At 68.6% G+C, this 17,036-nt stretch carries 11 protein-coding genes; 7 read left to right on the top strand and 4 right to left on the bottom strand.

Annotated elements, in window-relative coordinates; all coding sequences use genetic code 11:
• Positions 1 to 70: 70 nt before the first annotated feature.
• From NRF20_RS18940 to tuf, 5 genes are all read left to right on the top strand, one after another.
• Entirely contained in the window at positions 71 to 3,970 is a 3,900-nt protein-coding gene (locus NRF20_RS18940) for a DNA-directed RNA polymerase subunit beta' (protein WP_398632667.1), read from the top strand.
• Positions 3,971 to 4,427: 457 nt separating this feature from the next.
• Positions 4,428 to 4,799 (top strand): 30S ribosomal protein S12, encoded by a 372-nt coding sequence (gene rpsL / locus NRF20_RS18935; protein WP_003948652.1) that lies wholly within the window; start codon positions 4,428 to 4,430, stop codon positions 4,797 to 4,799.
• Between the two features lie 2 nt (positions 4,800 to 4,801).
• Positions 4,802 to 5,272 carry a 30S ribosomal protein S7 gene (gene rpsG, locus NRF20_RS18930; RefSeq protein WP_093897234.1) on the top strand — a complete coding sequence of 157 codons (471 nt, stop codon included), beginning with the start codon at positions 4,802 to 4,804 and terminating at the stop codon, positions 5,270 to 5,272.
• A gap of 38 nt (positions 5,273 to 5,310) precedes the next feature.
• On the top strand, positions 5,311 to 7,440 hold the full coding sequence (gene fusA / locus NRF20_RS18925; protein WP_398632666.1) for an elongation factor G: 2,130 nt from the start codon (positions 5,311 to 5,313) through the stop codon (positions 7,438 to 7,440).
• A gap of 160 nt (positions 7,441 to 7,600) precedes the next feature.
• The gene (gene tuf / locus NRF20_RS18920) at positions 7,601 to 8,794 is read left to right on the top strand and encodes an elongation factor Tu (RefSeq protein ID WP_266358734.1); all 1,194 of its coding nucleotides are present in this window, start codon (positions 7,601 to 7,603) and stop codon (positions 8,792 to 8,794) included.
• Positions 8,795 to 8,897: 103 nt separating this feature from the next.
• Here tuf and NRF20_RS18915 read toward each other — a convergent pair whose 3' ends face one another.
• The 4 genes from NRF20_RS18915 to NRF20_RS18900 all read right to left on the bottom strand — a co-directional run bounded on the left by NRF20_RS18915 (position 8,898) and on the right by NRF20_RS18900 (position 15,556).
• Positions 8,898 to 10,946, bottom strand: a complete 2,049-nt coding sequence (locus tag NRF20_RS18915; protein WP_398632739.1) for a PIG-L family deacetylase — start codon at positions 10,944 to 10,946, stop codon at positions 8,898 to 8,900.
• Between the two features lie 229 nt (positions 10,947 to 11,175).
• Complete coding sequence (locus tag NRF20_RS18910; RefSeq protein ID WP_398632665.1) at positions 11,176 to 11,634, bottom strand: GNAT family N-acetyltransferase; 459 nt, start codon at positions 11,632 to 11,634, stop codon at positions 11,176 to 11,178.
• A gap of 37 nt (positions 11,635 to 11,671) precedes the next feature.
• Positions 11,672 to 13,885, bottom strand: a complete 2,214-nt coding sequence (locus NRF20_RS18905) for a poly(A) polymerase (RefSeq protein ID WP_413752946.1) — start codon at positions 13,883 to 13,885, stop codon at positions 11,672 to 11,674.
• The gene (locus NRF20_RS18900) at positions 13,886 to 15,556 is read right to left on the bottom strand and encodes an RNA ligase family protein (protein WP_398632663.1); all 1,671 of its coding nucleotides are present in this window, start codon (positions 15,554 to 15,556) and stop codon (positions 13,886 to 13,888) included. It abuts the gene before it with no gap.
• A gap of 510 nt (positions 15,557 to 16,066) precedes the next feature.
• Between NRF20_RS18900 and rpsJ the strand changes: the two genes are divergently transcribed.
• Entirely contained in the window at positions 16,067 to 16,375 is a 309-nt protein-coding gene (gene rpsJ, locus NRF20_RS18895) for a 30S ribosomal protein S10 (protein ID WP_003948644.1), read from the top strand.
• A gap of 13 nt (positions 16,376 to 16,388) precedes the next feature.
• Positions 16,389 to 17,033: a 50S ribosomal protein L3 gene (rplC, locus tag NRF20_RS18890; protein ID WP_093897290.1), complete on the top strand. Its 645-nt coding sequence runs from the start codon at positions 16,389 to 16,391 to the stop codon at positions 17,031 to 17,033.
• Positions 17,034 to 17,036 lie beyond the last annotated feature (3 nt).

The raw sequence follows: 17,036 nt of genomic DNA, 5'->3' as shown, positions 1-17,036 counted from the left end.
TTGCTGAAGTGCCCCGATTTCTCGCGTGACGCGAGGGGGCTCGAACCCCCGAAAGAGGGATTGACGACAAGTGCTCGACGTCAACTTCTTCGACGAGCTGCGGATCGGCCTTGCCACCGCGGACGACATCCGGACCTGGTCCCACGGCGAAGTGAAGAAGCCGGAGACCATCAACTACCGCACGCTCAAGCCCGAAAAGGACGGACTCTTCTGCGAGAAGATCTTCGGTCCGACCCGGGACTGGGAGTGCTACTGCGGCAAGTACAAGCGTGTCCGCTTCAAGGGCATCATCTGTGAGCGTTGTGGCGTCGAGGTCACGCGCGCCAAGGTGCGTCGTGAGCGCATGGGTCACATCGAGCTTGCCGCTCCCGTCACCCACATCTGGTACTTCAAGGGCGTCCCGTCGCGCCTCGGCTACCTGCTCGATCTCGCGCCGAAGGACCTCGAGAAGGTCATCTACTTCGCCGCGTACATGATCACGTTCGTGGACGAGGAGCGCCGTACGCGCGACCTGCCCTCGCTGGAGGCACACGTCTCCGTCGAGCGTCAGCAGATCGAGAACCGTCGCGACGCCGACCTCGAGGCCCGCGCCAAGAAGCTCGAGACCGACCTGGCCGAGCTCGAGGCCGAGGGTGCCAAGGCCGACGTGCGCCGCAAGGTGCGCGAAGGCGCCGAGCGTGAGATGAAGCAGCTGCGCGACCGTGCGCAGCGCGAGATCGACCGTCTCGACGAGGTGTGGAGCCGCTTCAAGAACCTCAAGGTCCAGGACCTGGAGGGCGACGAGCTGCTCTACCGCGAGCTGCGTGACCGCTTCGGCACGTACTTCGACGGCTGCATGGGTGCCGCTGCTCTGCAGAAGCGCCTGGAGTCGTTCGACCTCGACGAGGAGGCCGAGCGCCTCCGCGAGATCATCCGTACCGGCAAGGGCCAGAAGAAGACCCGTGCGCTCAAGCGCCTCAAGGTCGTCTCCGCGTTCCTGCAGACCAGCAACAAGCCCAAGGGCATGGTGCTCGACTGCGTGCCGGTCATCCCGCCGGACCTGCGTCCGATGGTGCAGCTGGACGGTGGCCGCTTCGCGACCTCCGACCTGAACGACCTGTACCGCCGTGTGATCAACCGCAACAACCGCCTCAAGCGTCTCCTTGACCTCGGTGCCCCCGAGATCATCGTGAACAACGAGAAGCGGATGCTGCAGGAGGCCGTCGACGCGCTGTTCGACAACGGCCGCCGCGGTCGCCCGGTCACCGGTCCCGGTAACCGCCCGCTCAAGTCCCTCAGCGACATGCTGAAGGGCAAGCAGGGTCGTTTCCGTCAGAACCTTCTCGGTAAGCGTGTGGACTACTCCGCGCGTTCCGTGATCGTCGTCGGTCCGCAGCTGAAGCTGCACCAGTGCGGTCTGCCCAAGGCCATGGCGCTGGAGCTCTTCAAGCCGTTCGTGATGAAGCGCCTGGTCGACCTGAACCACGCGCAGAACATCAAGTCGGCCAAGCGCATGGTCGAGCGTGGCCGCACTGTGGTGTACGACGTCCTCGAAGAGGTCATCGCCGAGCACCCGGTGCTGCTTAACCGTGCACCGACCCTGCACCGCCTCGGCATCCAGGCCTTCGAGCCGCAGCTCGTCGAGGGCAAGGCCATCCAGATCCACCCGCTCGTCTGCACCGCGTTCAACGCGGACTTCGACGGTGACCAGATGGCCGTGCACCTGCCGCTCTCCGCGGAGGCGCAGGCCGAGGCCCGCATCCTGATGCTGTCCTCGAACAACATCCTGAAGCCGGCCGACGGTCGTCCCGTCACCATGCCGACCCAGGACATGGTGCTGGGCCTGTTCTTCCTCACCACGGACGAGGAGGAGCGCAAGGTCGTCGGCCAGGGCCGTTCCTTCGGTTCCACGGCCGAGGCGATCATGGCCTTCGACGCCCGCGAGCTGTCGCTCCAGGCGAAGGTCGACATCCGCTTCCCGGTGGGCACCATCCCGCCGCGTGGCTGGGTGCCGCCGGTCGCCGAGGAGGGCGAGCAGGAGTACCAGCAGGGCGACACGTTCCGGCTGCGTACGTCCCTGGGCCGCGCGCTCTTCAATGAGCTGCTGCCCGAGGACTACCCGTTCGTCGACTACTCCGTCGGCAAGAAGCAGCTCTCCGAGATCGTCAACGACCTCGCCGAGCGCTACCCCAAGGTCATCGTGGCGGCGACGCTCGACAACCTGAAGGCGGCGGGCTTCTACTGGGCGACCCGTTCCGGTGTCACCGTGGCCATCTCCGACATCGTGGTCCCCGAGGCCAAGAAGGCGATCGTCGCCGGCTACGAGGCGCAGGACGAGAAGGTCCAGAAGCAGTACGAGCGCGGTCTGATCACCAAGGACGAGCGCACGCAGGAGCTCATCGCGATCTGGACCAAGGCGACCAACGAGGTTGCCGAGGCGATGAACGCGAACTTCCCCAAAACGAACCCCATCTTCATGATGGTTGACTCGGGTGCCCGAGGAAACATGATGCAGATGCGTCAGATCGCCGGTATGCGTGGTCTGGTGTCCAACGCCAAGAACGAGACGATCCCGCGTCCCATCAAGGCGTCCTTCCGTGAGGGCCTCACCGTTCTGGAGTACTTCATCTCCACGCACGGTGCCCGTAAGGGTCTGGCGGACACCGCCCTGCGTACCGCCGACTCGGGTTACCTGACCCGTCGTCTGGTGGACGTCTCGCAGGACGTGATCATTCGCGAGGAGGACTGCGGCACCGACCGCGGCCTCAAGCTGAAGATCGCCGTCAAGGGTGCGGACGGTGTGCTCCGCAAGACGGAGGACGTCGAGACCTCGGTCTACGCCCGCATGCTCGCCGAGGACGTCGTCGTCGACGGCAAGGTCATCGCGCCTGCCAACGTCGACCTCGGTGACGTCCTGATCGACGCCCTGGTGGGCGCCGGCGTCGAGGAGGTCAAGACCCGTTCGGTCCTGACCTGTGAGTCCGCGGTCGGCACCTGTGCCTTCTGCTACGGACGCTCGCTCGCCACCGGCAAGCTGGTCGACATCGGTGAGGCGGTCGGCATCATCGCCGCCCAGTCCATCGGTGAGCCCGGTACCCAGCTGACGATGCGTACCTTCCACACCGGTGGTGTGGCCGGTGACGACATCACCCAGGGTCTGCCCCGAGTCGTCGAGCTCTTCGAAGCCCGTACGCCCAAGGGTGTCGCCCCGATCTCGGAGGCGGCAGGCCGCATCCGGATCGAGGAGACCGAGAAGACCAAGAAGATCGTCGTCACCCCGGACGACGGCAGCGACGAGACGCCGTTCCCGATCTCGAAGCGTGCCCGTCTGCTGGTGGGCGAGGGCGACCACGTCGAGGTGGGCCAGAAGCTCACCGTGGGTGCCACCAACCCGCACGACGTGCTGCGGATCCTCGGTCAGCGCGCGGTCCAGGTCCACCTGGTCGGCGAGGTCCAGAAGGTCTACAACTCGCAGGGTGTGTCGATCCACGACAAGCACATCGAGATCATCATCCGGCAGATGCTGCGCCGTGTGACGATCATCGAGTCCGGCGACGCGGAACTGCTGCCGGGCGAGCTCGTCGAGCGCTCGAAGTTCGAGACCGAGAACCGTCGTGTGGTCACCGAGGGCGGTCACCCCGCCTCCGGCCGTCCGCAGCTGATGGGTATCACCAAGGCCTCGCTCGCCACCGAGTCGTGGCTGTCGGCGGCGTCCTTCCAGGAGACGACCAGGGTTCTGACCGACGCGGCGATCAACGCCAAGTCGGACTCCCTGATCGGCCTCAAGGAGAACGTCATCATCGGTAAGCTCATCCCGGCCGGTACGGGTCTGTCCCGTTACCGCAACATCCGGGTCGAGCCGACCGAGGAAGCCAAGGCCGCGATGTACTCGGCCGTCGGCTACGACGACATCGACTACTCGCCGTTCGGCACGGGCTCCGGCCAGGCCGTTCCGCTGGAGGACTACGACTACGGTCCGTACAACCAGTAAGCGAGTCGCTTGATCGATCGGAGGGCGGTCACCCCGTTGTGTACGGGGTGGCCGCCCTCTGGCGTGCGATACGTCACGGCCGTGGCCAGGTCCGCATGCCGGACGGGGCCCGAGGTGGCCCTGAGCGGCCCCTGGGAGCTCTGTGCGGGGTCGTGCGGGGTGCCGGAGCCTACGCGTACGGGTCGGGACAAGCCGGGCACCCGTGACGGCGTGTCGCCGCGGACAGCATTTGTTTTGACCGGAGTGGATGAGGTAGGTACGCTCAGACCTTGTGCCTGGGGTGTGCCTGGGCTCGTGTGCGTGTCCTCAACCGCATGGCGAGTCCGTCAGTGGCCACCGCGATCTGCGCTCCCTTCTGCCTTGCGGCAGGAGCTTGCAGCATTCGACACACCCGACCGCGTGGGTCGGTGACGTTCCAGGTTAGTTTCACGAACGGCACACAGAAACCGGAGAAGTAGTGCCTACGATCCAGCAGCTGGTCCGGAAGGGCCGGCAGGACAAGGTCGAGAAGAACAAGACGCCCGCACTCGAGGGTTCGCCCCAGCGCCGCGGCGTCTGCACGCGTGTGTTCACGACCACCCCGAAGAAGCCGAACTCGGCACTCCGTAAGGTCGCGCGTGTGCGTCTGACCTCCGGTATCGAGGTCACGGCCTACATCCCGGGTGAGGGACACAACCTGCAGGAGCACTCCATCGTGCTCGTGCGTGGTGGCCGTGTGAAGGACCTGCCGGGTGTTCGTTACAAGATCATCCGCGGCTCCCTTGACACCCAGGGTGTCAAGAACCGCAAGCAGGCCCGCAGCCGCTACGGCGCCAAGAAGGAGAAGTAAGAATGCCTCGTAAGGGCCCCGCCCCGAAGCGCCCGGTCATCATCGACCCGGTCTACGGTTCTCCTCTTGTCACCTCGCTGATCAACAAGATCCTGCTCAACGGCAAGCGTTCCACTGCCGAGCGGATCGTGTACGGCGCCATGGAAGGCCTCCGCGAGAAGACCGGCAACGACCCGGTCATCACGCTGAAGCGCGCGCTTGAGAACGTCAAGCCCTCGCTCGAGGTCAAGTCCCGCCGTGTCGGTGGCGCCACCTACCAGGTGCCGATCGAGGTCAAGCCCGGTCGCGCCTCCACCCTCGCGCTGCGCTGGCTCGTGGGTTACTCCCGCGCCCGCCGCGAGAAGACCATGACCGAGCGCCTCATGAACGAGCTGCTCGACGCCTCCAACGGTCTTGGCGCTGCTGTCAAGAAGCGCGAGGACACCCACAAGATGGCCGAGTCCAACAAGGCCTTCGCGCACTACCGCTGGTAGTCGCTACCCACATCGAGACCGAGAGAAGATTGAGCCTTATGGCCACCACTTCGCTTGACCTGGCCAAGGTCCGCAACATCGGGATCATGGCCCACATCGACGCGGGCAAGACGACCACCACTGAGCGGATCCTGTTCTACACCGGCGTCTCGTACAAGATCGGTGAAGTCCACGACGGCGCTGCCACGATGGACTGGATGGAGCAGGAGCAGGAGCGCGGCATCACGATCACGTCCGCCGCGACGACCTGCCACTGGCCGCTCAATGATGTTGACCACACCATCAACATCATCGACACCCCGGGTCACGTCGACTTCACCGTCGAGGTGGAGCGTTCGCTCCGCGTCCTCGACGGTGCCGTCACCGTGTTCGACGGCGTCGCCGGCGTCGAGCCGCAGTCCGAGACCGTCTGGCGTCAGGCGGACCGCTACGGCGTGCCGCGTATCTGCTTCGTCAACAAGCTCGACCGCACGGGTGCCGACTTCCTCCGTTGTGTCGACATGATCGTCCAGCGCCTTGGCGCGGTCCCGATCGTCATGCAGCTCCCTATCGGTGCGGAGGCGGACTTCCGAGGCGTCGTCGACCTCGTGTCGATGAAGGCCTTCGTGTACCCCGAAGAGGCCGTCAAGGGCGAGATGTACGACACCGTCGAGATCCCGGACAACCTCAAGGAGGCGGCCGAGGAATGGCGCGGCAAGCTCCTTGAGGCCGTCTCCGAGAACGACGACGCGATGATGGAGCTGTACCTGGAGGGCGTCGAGCCCACCCAGGACCAGCTGCACGAGGCGATCCGTCGGATCACCCTCGCATCGAAGGGCGGCGCCGGCTCCGTCACCGTCACCCCGGTGTTCTGTGGCACGGCGTTCAAGAACAAGGGCGTCCAGCCCCTGCTCGACGCGGTTGTCCGCTACCTGCCGTCCCCCCTGGACGTCGAGGCCATCGAGGGCCACGACGTCAAGGACCCCGAGGTCGTCATCAAGCGCAAGCCCTCGGACGACGAGCCGTTCTCCGGCCTGGCGTTCAAGATCGCGAGCGACCCGCACCTCGGCAAGCTCACCTTCGTCCGGATCTACTCCGGCCGCCTCGAGGCCGGCACCGCGGTGCTGAACTCGGTCAAGGGCAAGAAGGAGCGCATCGGCAAGATCTACCGCATGCACGCGAACAAGCGTGAGGAGATCTCGTCGGTGGGCGCGGGCGACATCATCGCCGTCATGGGCCTGAAGCAGACCACCACCGGTGAGACGCTGTGTGACGACAAGAACCCGGTCATCCTGGAGTCCATGGACTTCCCGGCGCCGGTCATTCAGGTCGCCATCGAGCCCAAGTCCAAGGGTGACCAGGAGAAGCTGGGTGTCGCCATCCAGCGCCTCTCCGAGGAGGACCCGTCCTTCCAGGTGCACTCCGACGAGGAGACCGGCCAGACCATCATCGGTGGTATGGGCGAGCTTCACCTCGAGGTGCTCGTCGACCGCATGAAGCGCGAGTTCCGCGTCGAGGCGAACGTCGGCAAGCCGCAGGTCGCGTACCGCGAGACGATCCGCAAGGCCGTCGAGCGCATCGACTACACGCACAAGAAGCAGACTGGTGGTACCGGCCAGTTCGCGAAGGTGCAGATCGCCCTTGAGCCCATCGAGGGTGGCGACGCGTCCTACGAGTTCGTCAACAAGGTCACCGGTGGCCGCATCCCCCGTGAGTACATCCCCTCGGTGGACGCGGGTGCTCAGGAGGCCATGCAGTTCGGCATCCTGGCCGGCTACGAGATGGTGGGCGTCCGCGTCACCCTTCTCGACGGTGGTTACCACGAGGTCGACTCCTCCGAGCTCGCCTTCAAGATCGCCGGTTCGCAGGCGTTCAAGGAGGGTGCCCGCAAGGCGTCCCCCGTGCTCCTCGAGCCGATGATGGCCGTCGAGGTCACCACGCCCGAGGACTACATGGGCGATGTGATCGGCGACCTCAACTCCCGCCGTGGCCAGATCCAGGCCATGGAGGAGCGCAGCGGCGCTCGCGTCGTGAAGGGCCTCGTGCCCCTCTCGGAGATGTTCGGCTACGTCGGAGACCTCCGCAGCAAGACCTCGGGTCGCGCAAGCTACTCGATGCAGTTCGACTCCTACGCCGAGGTTCCGCGGAACGTCGCCGAGGAGATCATCGCGAAGGCCAAGGGCGAGTAACTCTCCCGAGCTCACGCTTTAGGCTTGTCACCGGAGCCTGGTGGGGCATTCGTCGCAGAGCGCAAGCAATGCGGTGAATGCCCCCGGCCCCGGCATCCCAGCAAAGATCACCTGGCGCCGATGAAGCAAGGCGTACAGAACCACTCCACAGGAGGACCCAGTGGCGAAGGCGAAGTTCGAGCGGACTAAGCCGCACGTCAACATCGGCACCATCGGTCACATTGACCACGGTAAGACGACCCTCACGGCCGCCATTACCAAGGTGCTGCACGACGCGTACCCGGACCTGAACGAGGCCTCGGCCTTCGACCAGATCGACAAGGCTCCCGAGGAGCGCCAGCGCGGTATCACGATCTCGATCGCGCACGTCGAGTACCAGACGGAGTCGCGTCACTACGCGCACGTCGACTGCCCGGGTCACGCCGACTACATCAAGAACATGATCACGGGTGCGGCGCAGATGGACGGCGCCATCCTCGTGGTCGCCGCCACCGACGGCCCGATGCCGCAGACCAAGGAGCACGTGCTCCTGGCCCGCCAGGTCGGCGTTCCGTACATCGTTGTCGCCCTGAACAAGGCCGACATGGTGGACGACGAGGAGATCCTGGAGCTCGTCGAGCTCGAGGTTCGTGAGCTCCTCTCCGAGTACGAGTTCCCGGGCGACGACCTTCCGGTCGTCAAGGTCTCGGCGCTCAAGGCTCTTGAGGGCGACAAGGAGTGGGGCCAGACCGTCCTCGACCTGATGAAGGCCGTCGACGAGTCGATCCCGCAGCCCGAGCGCGACGTCGACAAGCCGTTCCTGATGCCGATCGAGGACGTCTTCACGATCACTGGTCGTGGCACCGTCGTCACCGGTCGTATCGAGCGTGGTGTCCTGAAGGTCAACGAGACCGTCGACATCGTCGGTATCAAGCAGGAGAAGACCACCACCACGGTCACCGGCATCGAGATGTTCCGCAAGCTGCTCGACGAGGGCCAGGCCGGTGAGAACGTCGGTCTGCTCCTCCGTGGCATCAAGCGCGAGGACGTCGAGCGCGGCCAGGTCATCATCAAGCCCGGTTCGGTCACGCCGCACACCGAGTTCGAGGCCCAGGCCTACATCCTGTCGAAGGACGAGGGTGGCCGTCACACCCCGTTCTTCAACAACTACCGCCCGCAGTTCTACTTCCGTACCACGGACGTGACGGGCGTTGTGACCCTTCCCGAGGGCACCGAGATGGTCATGCCGGGCGACAACACCGTCATGAACGTCGTGCTGATCCAGCCGGTCGCCATGGAAGAGGGCCTGAAGTTCGCCATCCGTGAGGGTGGCCGGACCGTGGGCGCCGGCCAGGTCACCAAGATCGTCAAGTAATTACCTGACTGTCTGACCTGGTTGCTCCGCACAGAGCACCAAGGAGGGCCCCGGCCCGCCGCGCAAGCGGTGGACCGGGGCCCTTCGGAGTGTTCGAGACTTCTCAGGGGCGCCAGAGCCACGGCAGGGCGTCGACCCCCAGCGCCACCACCGTCGGCCGCCCCTCCCTGCCGACATGCAGCGCGGGCCCGTCCAGCGCCACCGGCCCGTGCTTGCGTACGGAGATCCCTTGGGGCGTACGGAGCTGGATCAGGCCCTTCTCGGTGCGGCCGAGCAGCACCGGGCCGCTTGGCGGCCCCGCGGCGGACACCGGCCCGTACCCGTCGAAGCCCACCCGGTCCTTGATCAGCCGCCCGTACCCGTCGATGCCGGTCTCGTCAGCCGTCTCCCCGGTCATTACGGTCGTCAGGCGGGCCTTCGCCGCCGCGCGGTAGAACAGCTCGACCGTCCCGTCCGCACCGGGCAGCGCGGCCGGGCCGTCCCCCGGCACCGGTACGCCGCTGATCTGGGTGCGTGCGGTGACCTCATCCCCGGGCACGTCCTGCGTCCAGTGATGCACCGCGTAACGGCCTGCCGCGAAGACATGGACACACCCCGCGTCGTCCACCACGGCGGTCAGCCCGTCCTGGACCTCGCCCCCGCCCGTGTCCCGCCACCCGCTCCACCGGCCGTCCGTGTCCCGTACCCGCGTACTGAGGCCCTTCTCCGCGTTCCGTACGAAGAGATGGACGCGCCCGTCGGGGGCGGCGACCGCGACCGGGACGCCGATCCGGCGTCCGGTCTCCCCATTCGGCTCGGGGTTGCCCAGCCCCCGCCAGGCACGGAAGTCGCCGCCGGGGGAGCGCTGTTCCAGCACGACGATCTCGCGTTCGTTGTCCCCGCCGTGTCCGCCGAGCGCGGCGAACCGCAGCCCGAAGAGCAGCTGCCGCCCGTCCGGCAGGAGTGCGCCGCCCAGGATCGGTGCGAGCGGGCCGCCGCCGAGGTCGTCCGGTGTGTTCCAGATCCCGCTGCCCGGCGCGCTCTCGCGCCAGCGCACCGCCCGCAGCCCCAGCACCCCGTACGCGACGAGCCGGCCGTCCCGGGCGGTGGCGACGACGGGCCGTGGGCCCGGGTAGCGGTAGTGGGTGGCCCGTACCCAGCCTTTCCGGTTGGTCAGCGGTCGGTTGCCGCCCACGCCGTAGTCCCCGCAGCCCGCCGGGTTGCCGCACCGCCATTCGGCCGAGCCCCCGTACGGCACCAGGTGCGACGCCTTCTCGGCCAGCACGGCGGGCGGCAGGTTCTTGGGCCAGTGCCGGTTGTAGTAGCCGCGGAACGCCGTGGTGGCGAAGCTCGGTACACCGCCGCCCACGGCGGTGGTCCGGGCCACCCACCGGATCAGCGCCGTCCAGGTGAACAACGCCGTCGCGGTGTGGTCGGGGTGGTCGGAGTAACCCTTCTGCTCGCTGTCCCGTCGCCGGACGAGCTCGCTGCTGTGCTGGATGTCGGGGTCCGGGTCCATGGTGTGCACGATGCTCGGCCGATATCGGTCGAACAGCCCGTCCAGGACGTCGACGAGCCCGTCGTAGGTGTACGAACCCGCCTTCTGGAGCGGAGAGTTGTCGGCTACGACGGTGGGTAGGACGAGCCGCCGGTCCTGCCAGAGGCTGGGCAGCCCGAGGCGCCCGTACGAGGTGTGCATGGCGGTGTTGATGAAGATCAGCTCGACCCTGTGGGCGCCGTTTCCGAGGCGGTTGATCTCGGCGCGATGGTTGCCATGGAGATCGATGACGGACTTCTGCCACTCCGTGAACCTGCCGAGGCCGAGCAGTGTCGCGTACGCCTGGCGGAGCCCCTGGTGACGAGAGGAGGAGTACGCCGCCTTGTCGGGGGCGGGCAACGGCCGGCCGGGGACGCGGTTGACGCCGGTGGCCTCGCCCGCGGTCAGATAGACGCAGACCAGCGGTGTCCCGGCGTCGAGGGCCTGCTGGGTGTCCGGGTTCATGAAGTACAGGTCGTCGTCCGGATGGGCGAGGATCTGCATCATCAGGGCCGGGTGCGAGGCGCTGATCGGCAGGCCGGGCATCGGATTCGCGGTGGGGTTGCGGCGGCGGGGCGAGGCGGGCAGGGTGCAGGCACCGAGGACCGCCAGGCTCATCGCACCGGCCGCCGTCATCAGAGTGCGCCGCGACACTCCCGTGCGAGATGCGCGCAGCGCAGGTTCGTCCGTCACACCGTGCTCCGTCCACTTCCCCCGCAGCGGGCGGCTGTGCGGCCCTGTGCTGCGTGCCGAATCCGTGCAGGCGGCGGTGGGGGGCCGGCCGCTGCTGCGGGGGGATAGACGGAGATTCCCAGGGGTGGGTTGCCTGGGTTTTTACGGGTGCGGGCCGAAGGGCACGGACGGCCTAGCGTGTGGGTGTGCGCACCATGAACACGTCGATCGGGTCTTGTCGTTCCTCGGTGAACCCGTGCCGTTCATAGAGCGCGCGGGCGGCGCTGCCCTGCAGTACGTCCAGGCGCACGGTCACGCCCTCCTCATCGGCCCGCTCGAGCAGCGAGCGCAGCACGGCGGTGCCGATGCCGCGGCCCTGGAGCGTGGGGGAGAGGTAGAAGTTCTCCAGCCACAGCCCGTTCTCGACCGGCCGCAGGGTGACGCAGCCCGCGAACTCGCCGTCCGCGACGACGACCGAGGTGTGCTCCGGTGCGTAGACGTCCCGCAGCCGCTGCCGTACGCGGTGCTCGTCGTAGCGCCCGAGTCGCTCCAGGTCGGGGCGCATCACGGTGGCCCTCAGCTCGGCCACGACCTCGACGTCCTCCGGCTGGGCGGGGCGCAGGGCCCAGGCCGCAACGGTGCTGTTGTCCACGGATGGATTCTCGCAGGCGGGTTGCCGCCGCTTTCCGTCACCGCAGCTCCGGTGCCGCGCCCCGGCCCGCCCGGCGCAGGCCCGCTTCCGGGATGCCACGCAGCAGCCGGGCGCCGATCTCCGCGAGCCGGGCCTCGTCCGGCGGGGTCCGTCCCAGGCCGATGGCGTACTGGATGTGGGACGCGTCCGCGCCGAACGGACGGGGCCAGGCGTGGGCGTCCGGGGAGCCCGCTTCGGCGAGAGCGGCGAGCAGGGCCAGGAGCCGGCCTCGGAAGCGGCCCTCGTCGGGGCCCGGGCGTACGGAGACGATCGCCCAGGCGGCGTGACGGAGGTGCAGGGGAGGCGGGGCGCAGAGCAGGGCGTGCGGTACGGGGTCGCAGACGGCGGCGGACTCCAGGATCTCCCAGGCGCGGAAGAGCTCCTCGGCGATGAGGTCGCGGCCTGCGGGGGAGACCTGCGAGGTGCAGGAGCGGACGGGGACGGTCGGGGTCAGCACGGTGAGGGGGAGTTCGCCCGCCTCCCCGGACCCGACCGGCCGGTTCCAGTCCCACGCGGCCCAGGTCGCGAAGAAGTGCCGGAGCAGGGGGAGCGTCGGCAGACCACCGGACTCGTGGGCGGTGCGGGCCGCCAGTACGGACCAGGCGAGGCCGGGCAGCCCGCCGCACGGTGCGGAGTCCAGGCCGCGTGCCCGGGCCCAGGCCTTCACCTCGCGCGCGAGGCGGGTGAACGCGGCCCGGTGCGGGTCCGCCGCGGTGAGCACCGCGTCCGCGTCGCTCACCGCGCTGAGCGCAGTGGCCGCCGCCTCGCCCAGTTCGGTACGTCGGGCGACCGCCACGTCCGGGGAGAGGTCACCGGTCGCGACGGTCACCAGGTCCACCCGGAGCCCGTCGAGGCAGAAACGCAGACCGGATACGCGCGCACCGGTCACCTCGTGCAGACCGACGGCCTCCGGCAGGGCGGCGGTCAGCCGCTCCCGTGCCCCCGGGAGATCCCCGTCACCGGGCAGCGCCGCGACCAGGTCCACATCGGCGCCGGGCAGCGCACAGCCCATCCGCCGTGAGCCGACCGGATGGACGCGGCCCTCGGGCAGGGCGGCGGCCACCCGGCGGACGATCTCCGCCGCGTCGGCTTCCGATCCGTCCTCCGCCGCCCCGGTCAGCTCCACGCGTATCCCGAAGTGGTCCGACACGTACAGCCCGTCCGGCGTCGGTACGTCGCCCAGCAGCGCTGCCGACACGGGCCGCAGCCGCTCCGAGCGGACCAGTACCCGGTCCAGCCGGGACGCACGCCCCGTCAGGGAGGAGACGGCGGCCAGCGGATTGACGGACGGATCGAAGGTCGGCGTCCGGTCGCCCGCGCCGTGCACCCGGCTCCAGGCGTCCGCCATCCCCAGCCGGTCCTGCGGAGTGTCGCCGCCGTCGTTGAAGTCGCCGAGCAGCATCACCTCGCCCTCGATCGCGGCCAACCCCGCTGCCAGATCGGCCAGTTCGGCATCGCGCCGGGCGGCGCCGTTCGCCGAGTGGTCGCTGCTGAGATGGGTGACGGCGACCGTGACCGGTCCTTCCGCGGTCTCCACGACCACGGCGGCGACCGCCTTGTGCGGGCCGAGGACATGCAGGCCCGCCTCCCGCACGGGGACTCTGCTGAGCAGCAGCAGACCGCAGTCGGCGACATCCCGGCCGGCCGGCTCGGCCCAGAGGGTGTAGCTCTCGCGGACCCAGGGCGCGGCCAACAACAGGCCGAGCAGGGCGGGTTCGGCCTCCTGGAGGGCGATGACATCCGCGTCCGCCGCGCGCAGGGCGTCGAGGAGCAGTGGCCGGCGCCGGGCGGTGTCGATGCGGTCGCCGTCGTAGCGGTCCCAGAGGGTGTTCCAGGTCAGCAGCGTCAGCGGGGCGACCGGCGCGGGCGCCGGCGCGTCCTCGGGCACCGGCGTCCAGGCGGCCTCCGGCGCGGAGAACGCGTGCGGCGTACGGGAGATGAAGTATGGGGACGGCAGCCGGCGCGGGGTGCGTACCCGTCCGGCGTCCGTCGCGTCGATCCGGTCCACGCCCGAGGACCGGTCCCACATCACCTCACCGTCGGCCTCGAAGAACAGCACCCGGTGCCAGGGAATGTCCCCGCCGGGCGTGAACCGGGGCAGCGGCACCCGCTTGGGCACGGTCCCGCGCTGCGCCACGCCCATCACGAAGCGCGCCGGGTCGAACCGGGCGTCCCAGCGGACCCGGTGGTAGATCTCCTCGCTGGTACGCATCTACGCCCTGTCCTCCACGGTTCCGCTCGCGCCGATGTACCAGGTGCGGTGCGCCTGGCCGGGGTACGGGGGCACGAACCGGTGCAGCTGCGAGGTCAGCACGTCCGGGGGCACCGGGTGGGTGCGGCGTTCGTTGCGCCGGATCAGTTCCGCCTCGTCGACCAGGGCCACGGCGTGGGTGAGCAGCGCGTCCCTGCGCCGGGCGACCGCATGCACCAGGGAGCGCTGGTGCGCGTTGAGCGAGGTGGCGTCCCAGACGACCGTGCCACCCGCGGCGAGCGCGGTGTCCAGCCGGTCGAGCCCCTCGCGCAGCACCTCCCCGTTGGCCTTCTGATCGGCGCGCGATCCCCGGGCCAGCCGCAGATCGTCGAGCGAGAGATACGTGTCGACACCGGGCAGAGCGCGCGCGAAGGTGCTTTTGCCACTGCCGGAGGGGCCGACCAGATGGACCAGGCGCGGGAAGTCCCCGGTCCGCCACCGCCAAGTCGCGGCGACGGCCTCCTCGGCGGTGGTGACCCGGCCCAGGGCGTAAGCCTCACGCGCCTGCGCCCGGCAACGGTCGGCGGCCGCCGGCTCCAGATCCGCGAATGCCTCGCGCAGCCCGTCCGGTTCCCGTACGTCCTGTGCGTGCAGCGCCGACCACTCCACCTGTTCACGCGTCCCGTCGGTGTCCGCCACGGCGGCGGCCAGCGCGTGCAGCAGTGGCAGATCGGCGGCGAACGACATCCGGACCAGGCCGGTCCTGCGCTCCTCGTCCGGGTACGGGCGGTGCAGTGCGGGGTGCAGTCCGACGAGATCCGCGATGCGCCGGGCCGATGGCATCCCCAGCGCACCCGCCAGCGCGGGCGCCAGCTCCGTACGCCGTCCGCGGTGCAGCAGCGCGGCCAGTACGCCGGTCAGCCGGTCGTCGCCCGTCCGGCCCAACGCGTCGAGGGAATCGCCCATCGCGACGGCAGCCCCGGCGTCCCCCGGTGCCGTGCCTGCCGCATCGGCCAGTGCCGCCGCGTCGACCGGTGCCCCCGATCGTACGGCCCACAGGGCGGCGGCCGGGCCGAGCCCGTTCTCCACGACGGAGGCGTGCATCCAGTGCGTATCGGTCTGTACGTGGCCGGGCCGCACCCACTTCGCCACCCGGCGCCCGAAGTCCGGTGCGTCGAAGCCGTCCGCGGGCCGTACGACATACCCCTCCTGCCGTCCGGTGTCCGGCCTCAACGCCCGCAGCGCCTTCTCGGCCCGCGCGTCGAACACCCCCCGCCACAGCACCGGCGGCACGGGAATCCCCAGCTCGCGCAGGAAGACGACGGTCCGGTCCCAGCCCAGGCAGTGCTCCCCGTCCCAGACGGAGAAGCCGTAGAAGAAGCTCTCCAGGCCGTCGTACGGGATCGAATGGCGCGCGAACATGTTCTCCCCGCACACCCGCCACCCCTCGGGTATACGGGCCCCGATCCGGCCCTGCAGCGCCTTCACCCACCCCCGCGAGGGGTGATGGGCGGAATCGAGAGAGCGGGCGTGGAGTCCGTCGGCGTAGAGCGTGGTGTTCTCGCCGTCCAGCTTCTCGGTGACGACGACCTCGCGACCGGTCAGCCCGGAGAGGTCCGCGATCCGTACGTCGTCCGAGGTGGCCCCCGGGGACCAGGGCAGATGCGCGGTGCGCGGATAGTGCGTACGCATGATCGATGCCCCTGATGACGACGGCGTGCCCGGCCGGCCACTGTAGGGGCGGGGTCGTACGACGCTCGACCGAATTACGAATGAGCGGTGCCCGGCACTGCTCCCGCTGCGCGCCCGCGTTTGACCGAGCGACCACGCGGGGTAAGATCCTCCGCCCGATTGGCCAGGCTCACGCCCCGTATGGCACACTGACCAGGTTGCTCGGTTGAGCGTCAATGCTGCGCGCCTCCCGCCGGGAGGACCGGAAGCGAGTCCCACAGTACTCGTCGACCCCCTGCGGGTCGGACGTACGGGAATCTTCCGGGAAGCGTCAGTGGGGCACCGGCCAGGCACCCGGTGGGTGTTCCGCCCCCGGTCTCGCGGTCCTTGGGCCCGCACCCCCTTGGTTGGGAAATCCTTCGGGAGATCTGCGTAGAGGGGATGCGACACGCCCGACCGCGTGGGTCGGAGACGGAGTCCTTAGAACCCCCGGGTTCCAGAGCGTTACGAGAGACAGGACTACTAGTAGCCATGGCGGGACAGAAGATCCGCATCCGGCTCAAGGCCTACGACCACGAGGTCATCGACTCCTCGGCGAAGAAGATCGTCGAGACGGTGACCCGCACTGGTGCGTCGGTCGCGGGCCCGGTGCCGCTGCCCACTGAGAAGAACGTGTACTGCGTCATCAAGTCGCCGCACAAGTACAAGGACTCGCGCGAGCACTTCGAGATGCGCACGCACAAGCGCCTCATCGACATCCTCGACCCCACGCCGAAGACGGTTGACTCGCTGATGCGTCTCGACCTGCCGGCGGGCGTCGACATCGAGATCAAGCTCTGAGGTGACGCGCGAGATGGCTAAGAACATTAAGGGCGTCCTGGGCGAGAAGCTCGGCATGACCCAGGTCTGGGACGAGAACAACCGGGTCGTCCCGGTGACCGTCGTCAAGGCCGGGCCCTGCGTCGTCACCCAGGTCCGCACCAACGACAGCGACGGCTACGAGGCGGTCCAGATCGCCTTCGGCGAGATCGACCCGCGCAAGGTGAACAAGCCCCTCAAGGGCCACTTCGCCAAGGCCGACGTGACCCCGCGCCGCCACCTGGTGGAGCTCCGCACCCCTGACGCCAGCGAGTACACGCTGGGCCAGGAGGTCACTGCCGAGGTGTTCGAGTCCGGCGTCAAGGTTGACGTCACGGGCAAGAGCAAGGGCAAGGGCTTCGCCGGTGTGATGAAGCGTCACAACTTCAAGGGTGGCAAGGCGTCCCACGGTGCCCACCGTGTGCACCGCATGCCCGGCTCCATCGGTGGCTGTGCCACCCCCGGCCGTGTCTTCAAGGGCATGCGCATGGCGGGTCGCATGGGCAACGAGCGTGTCACCACCCAGAACCTGACCATCCACGCGGTTGACGCGGAGAAGGGTCTGCTCCTCATCAAGGGCGCAGTCCCCGGTCCGAACGGCGGCCTCGTCCTGGTCCGTACCGCGGCCAAGGGGGCTTGAGGT

It is taken from the genome of Streptomyces sp. R-74717, assembly GCF_047305335.1.
GTDB classification, from domain to species: domain Bacteria; phylum Actinomycetota; class Actinomycetes; order Streptomycetales; family Streptomycetaceae; genus Streptomyces; species Streptomyces atratus.
Note: the sequence above shows the minus strand (reverse complement) of the source record. Positions and strands in the feature narration are given on the sequence as shown.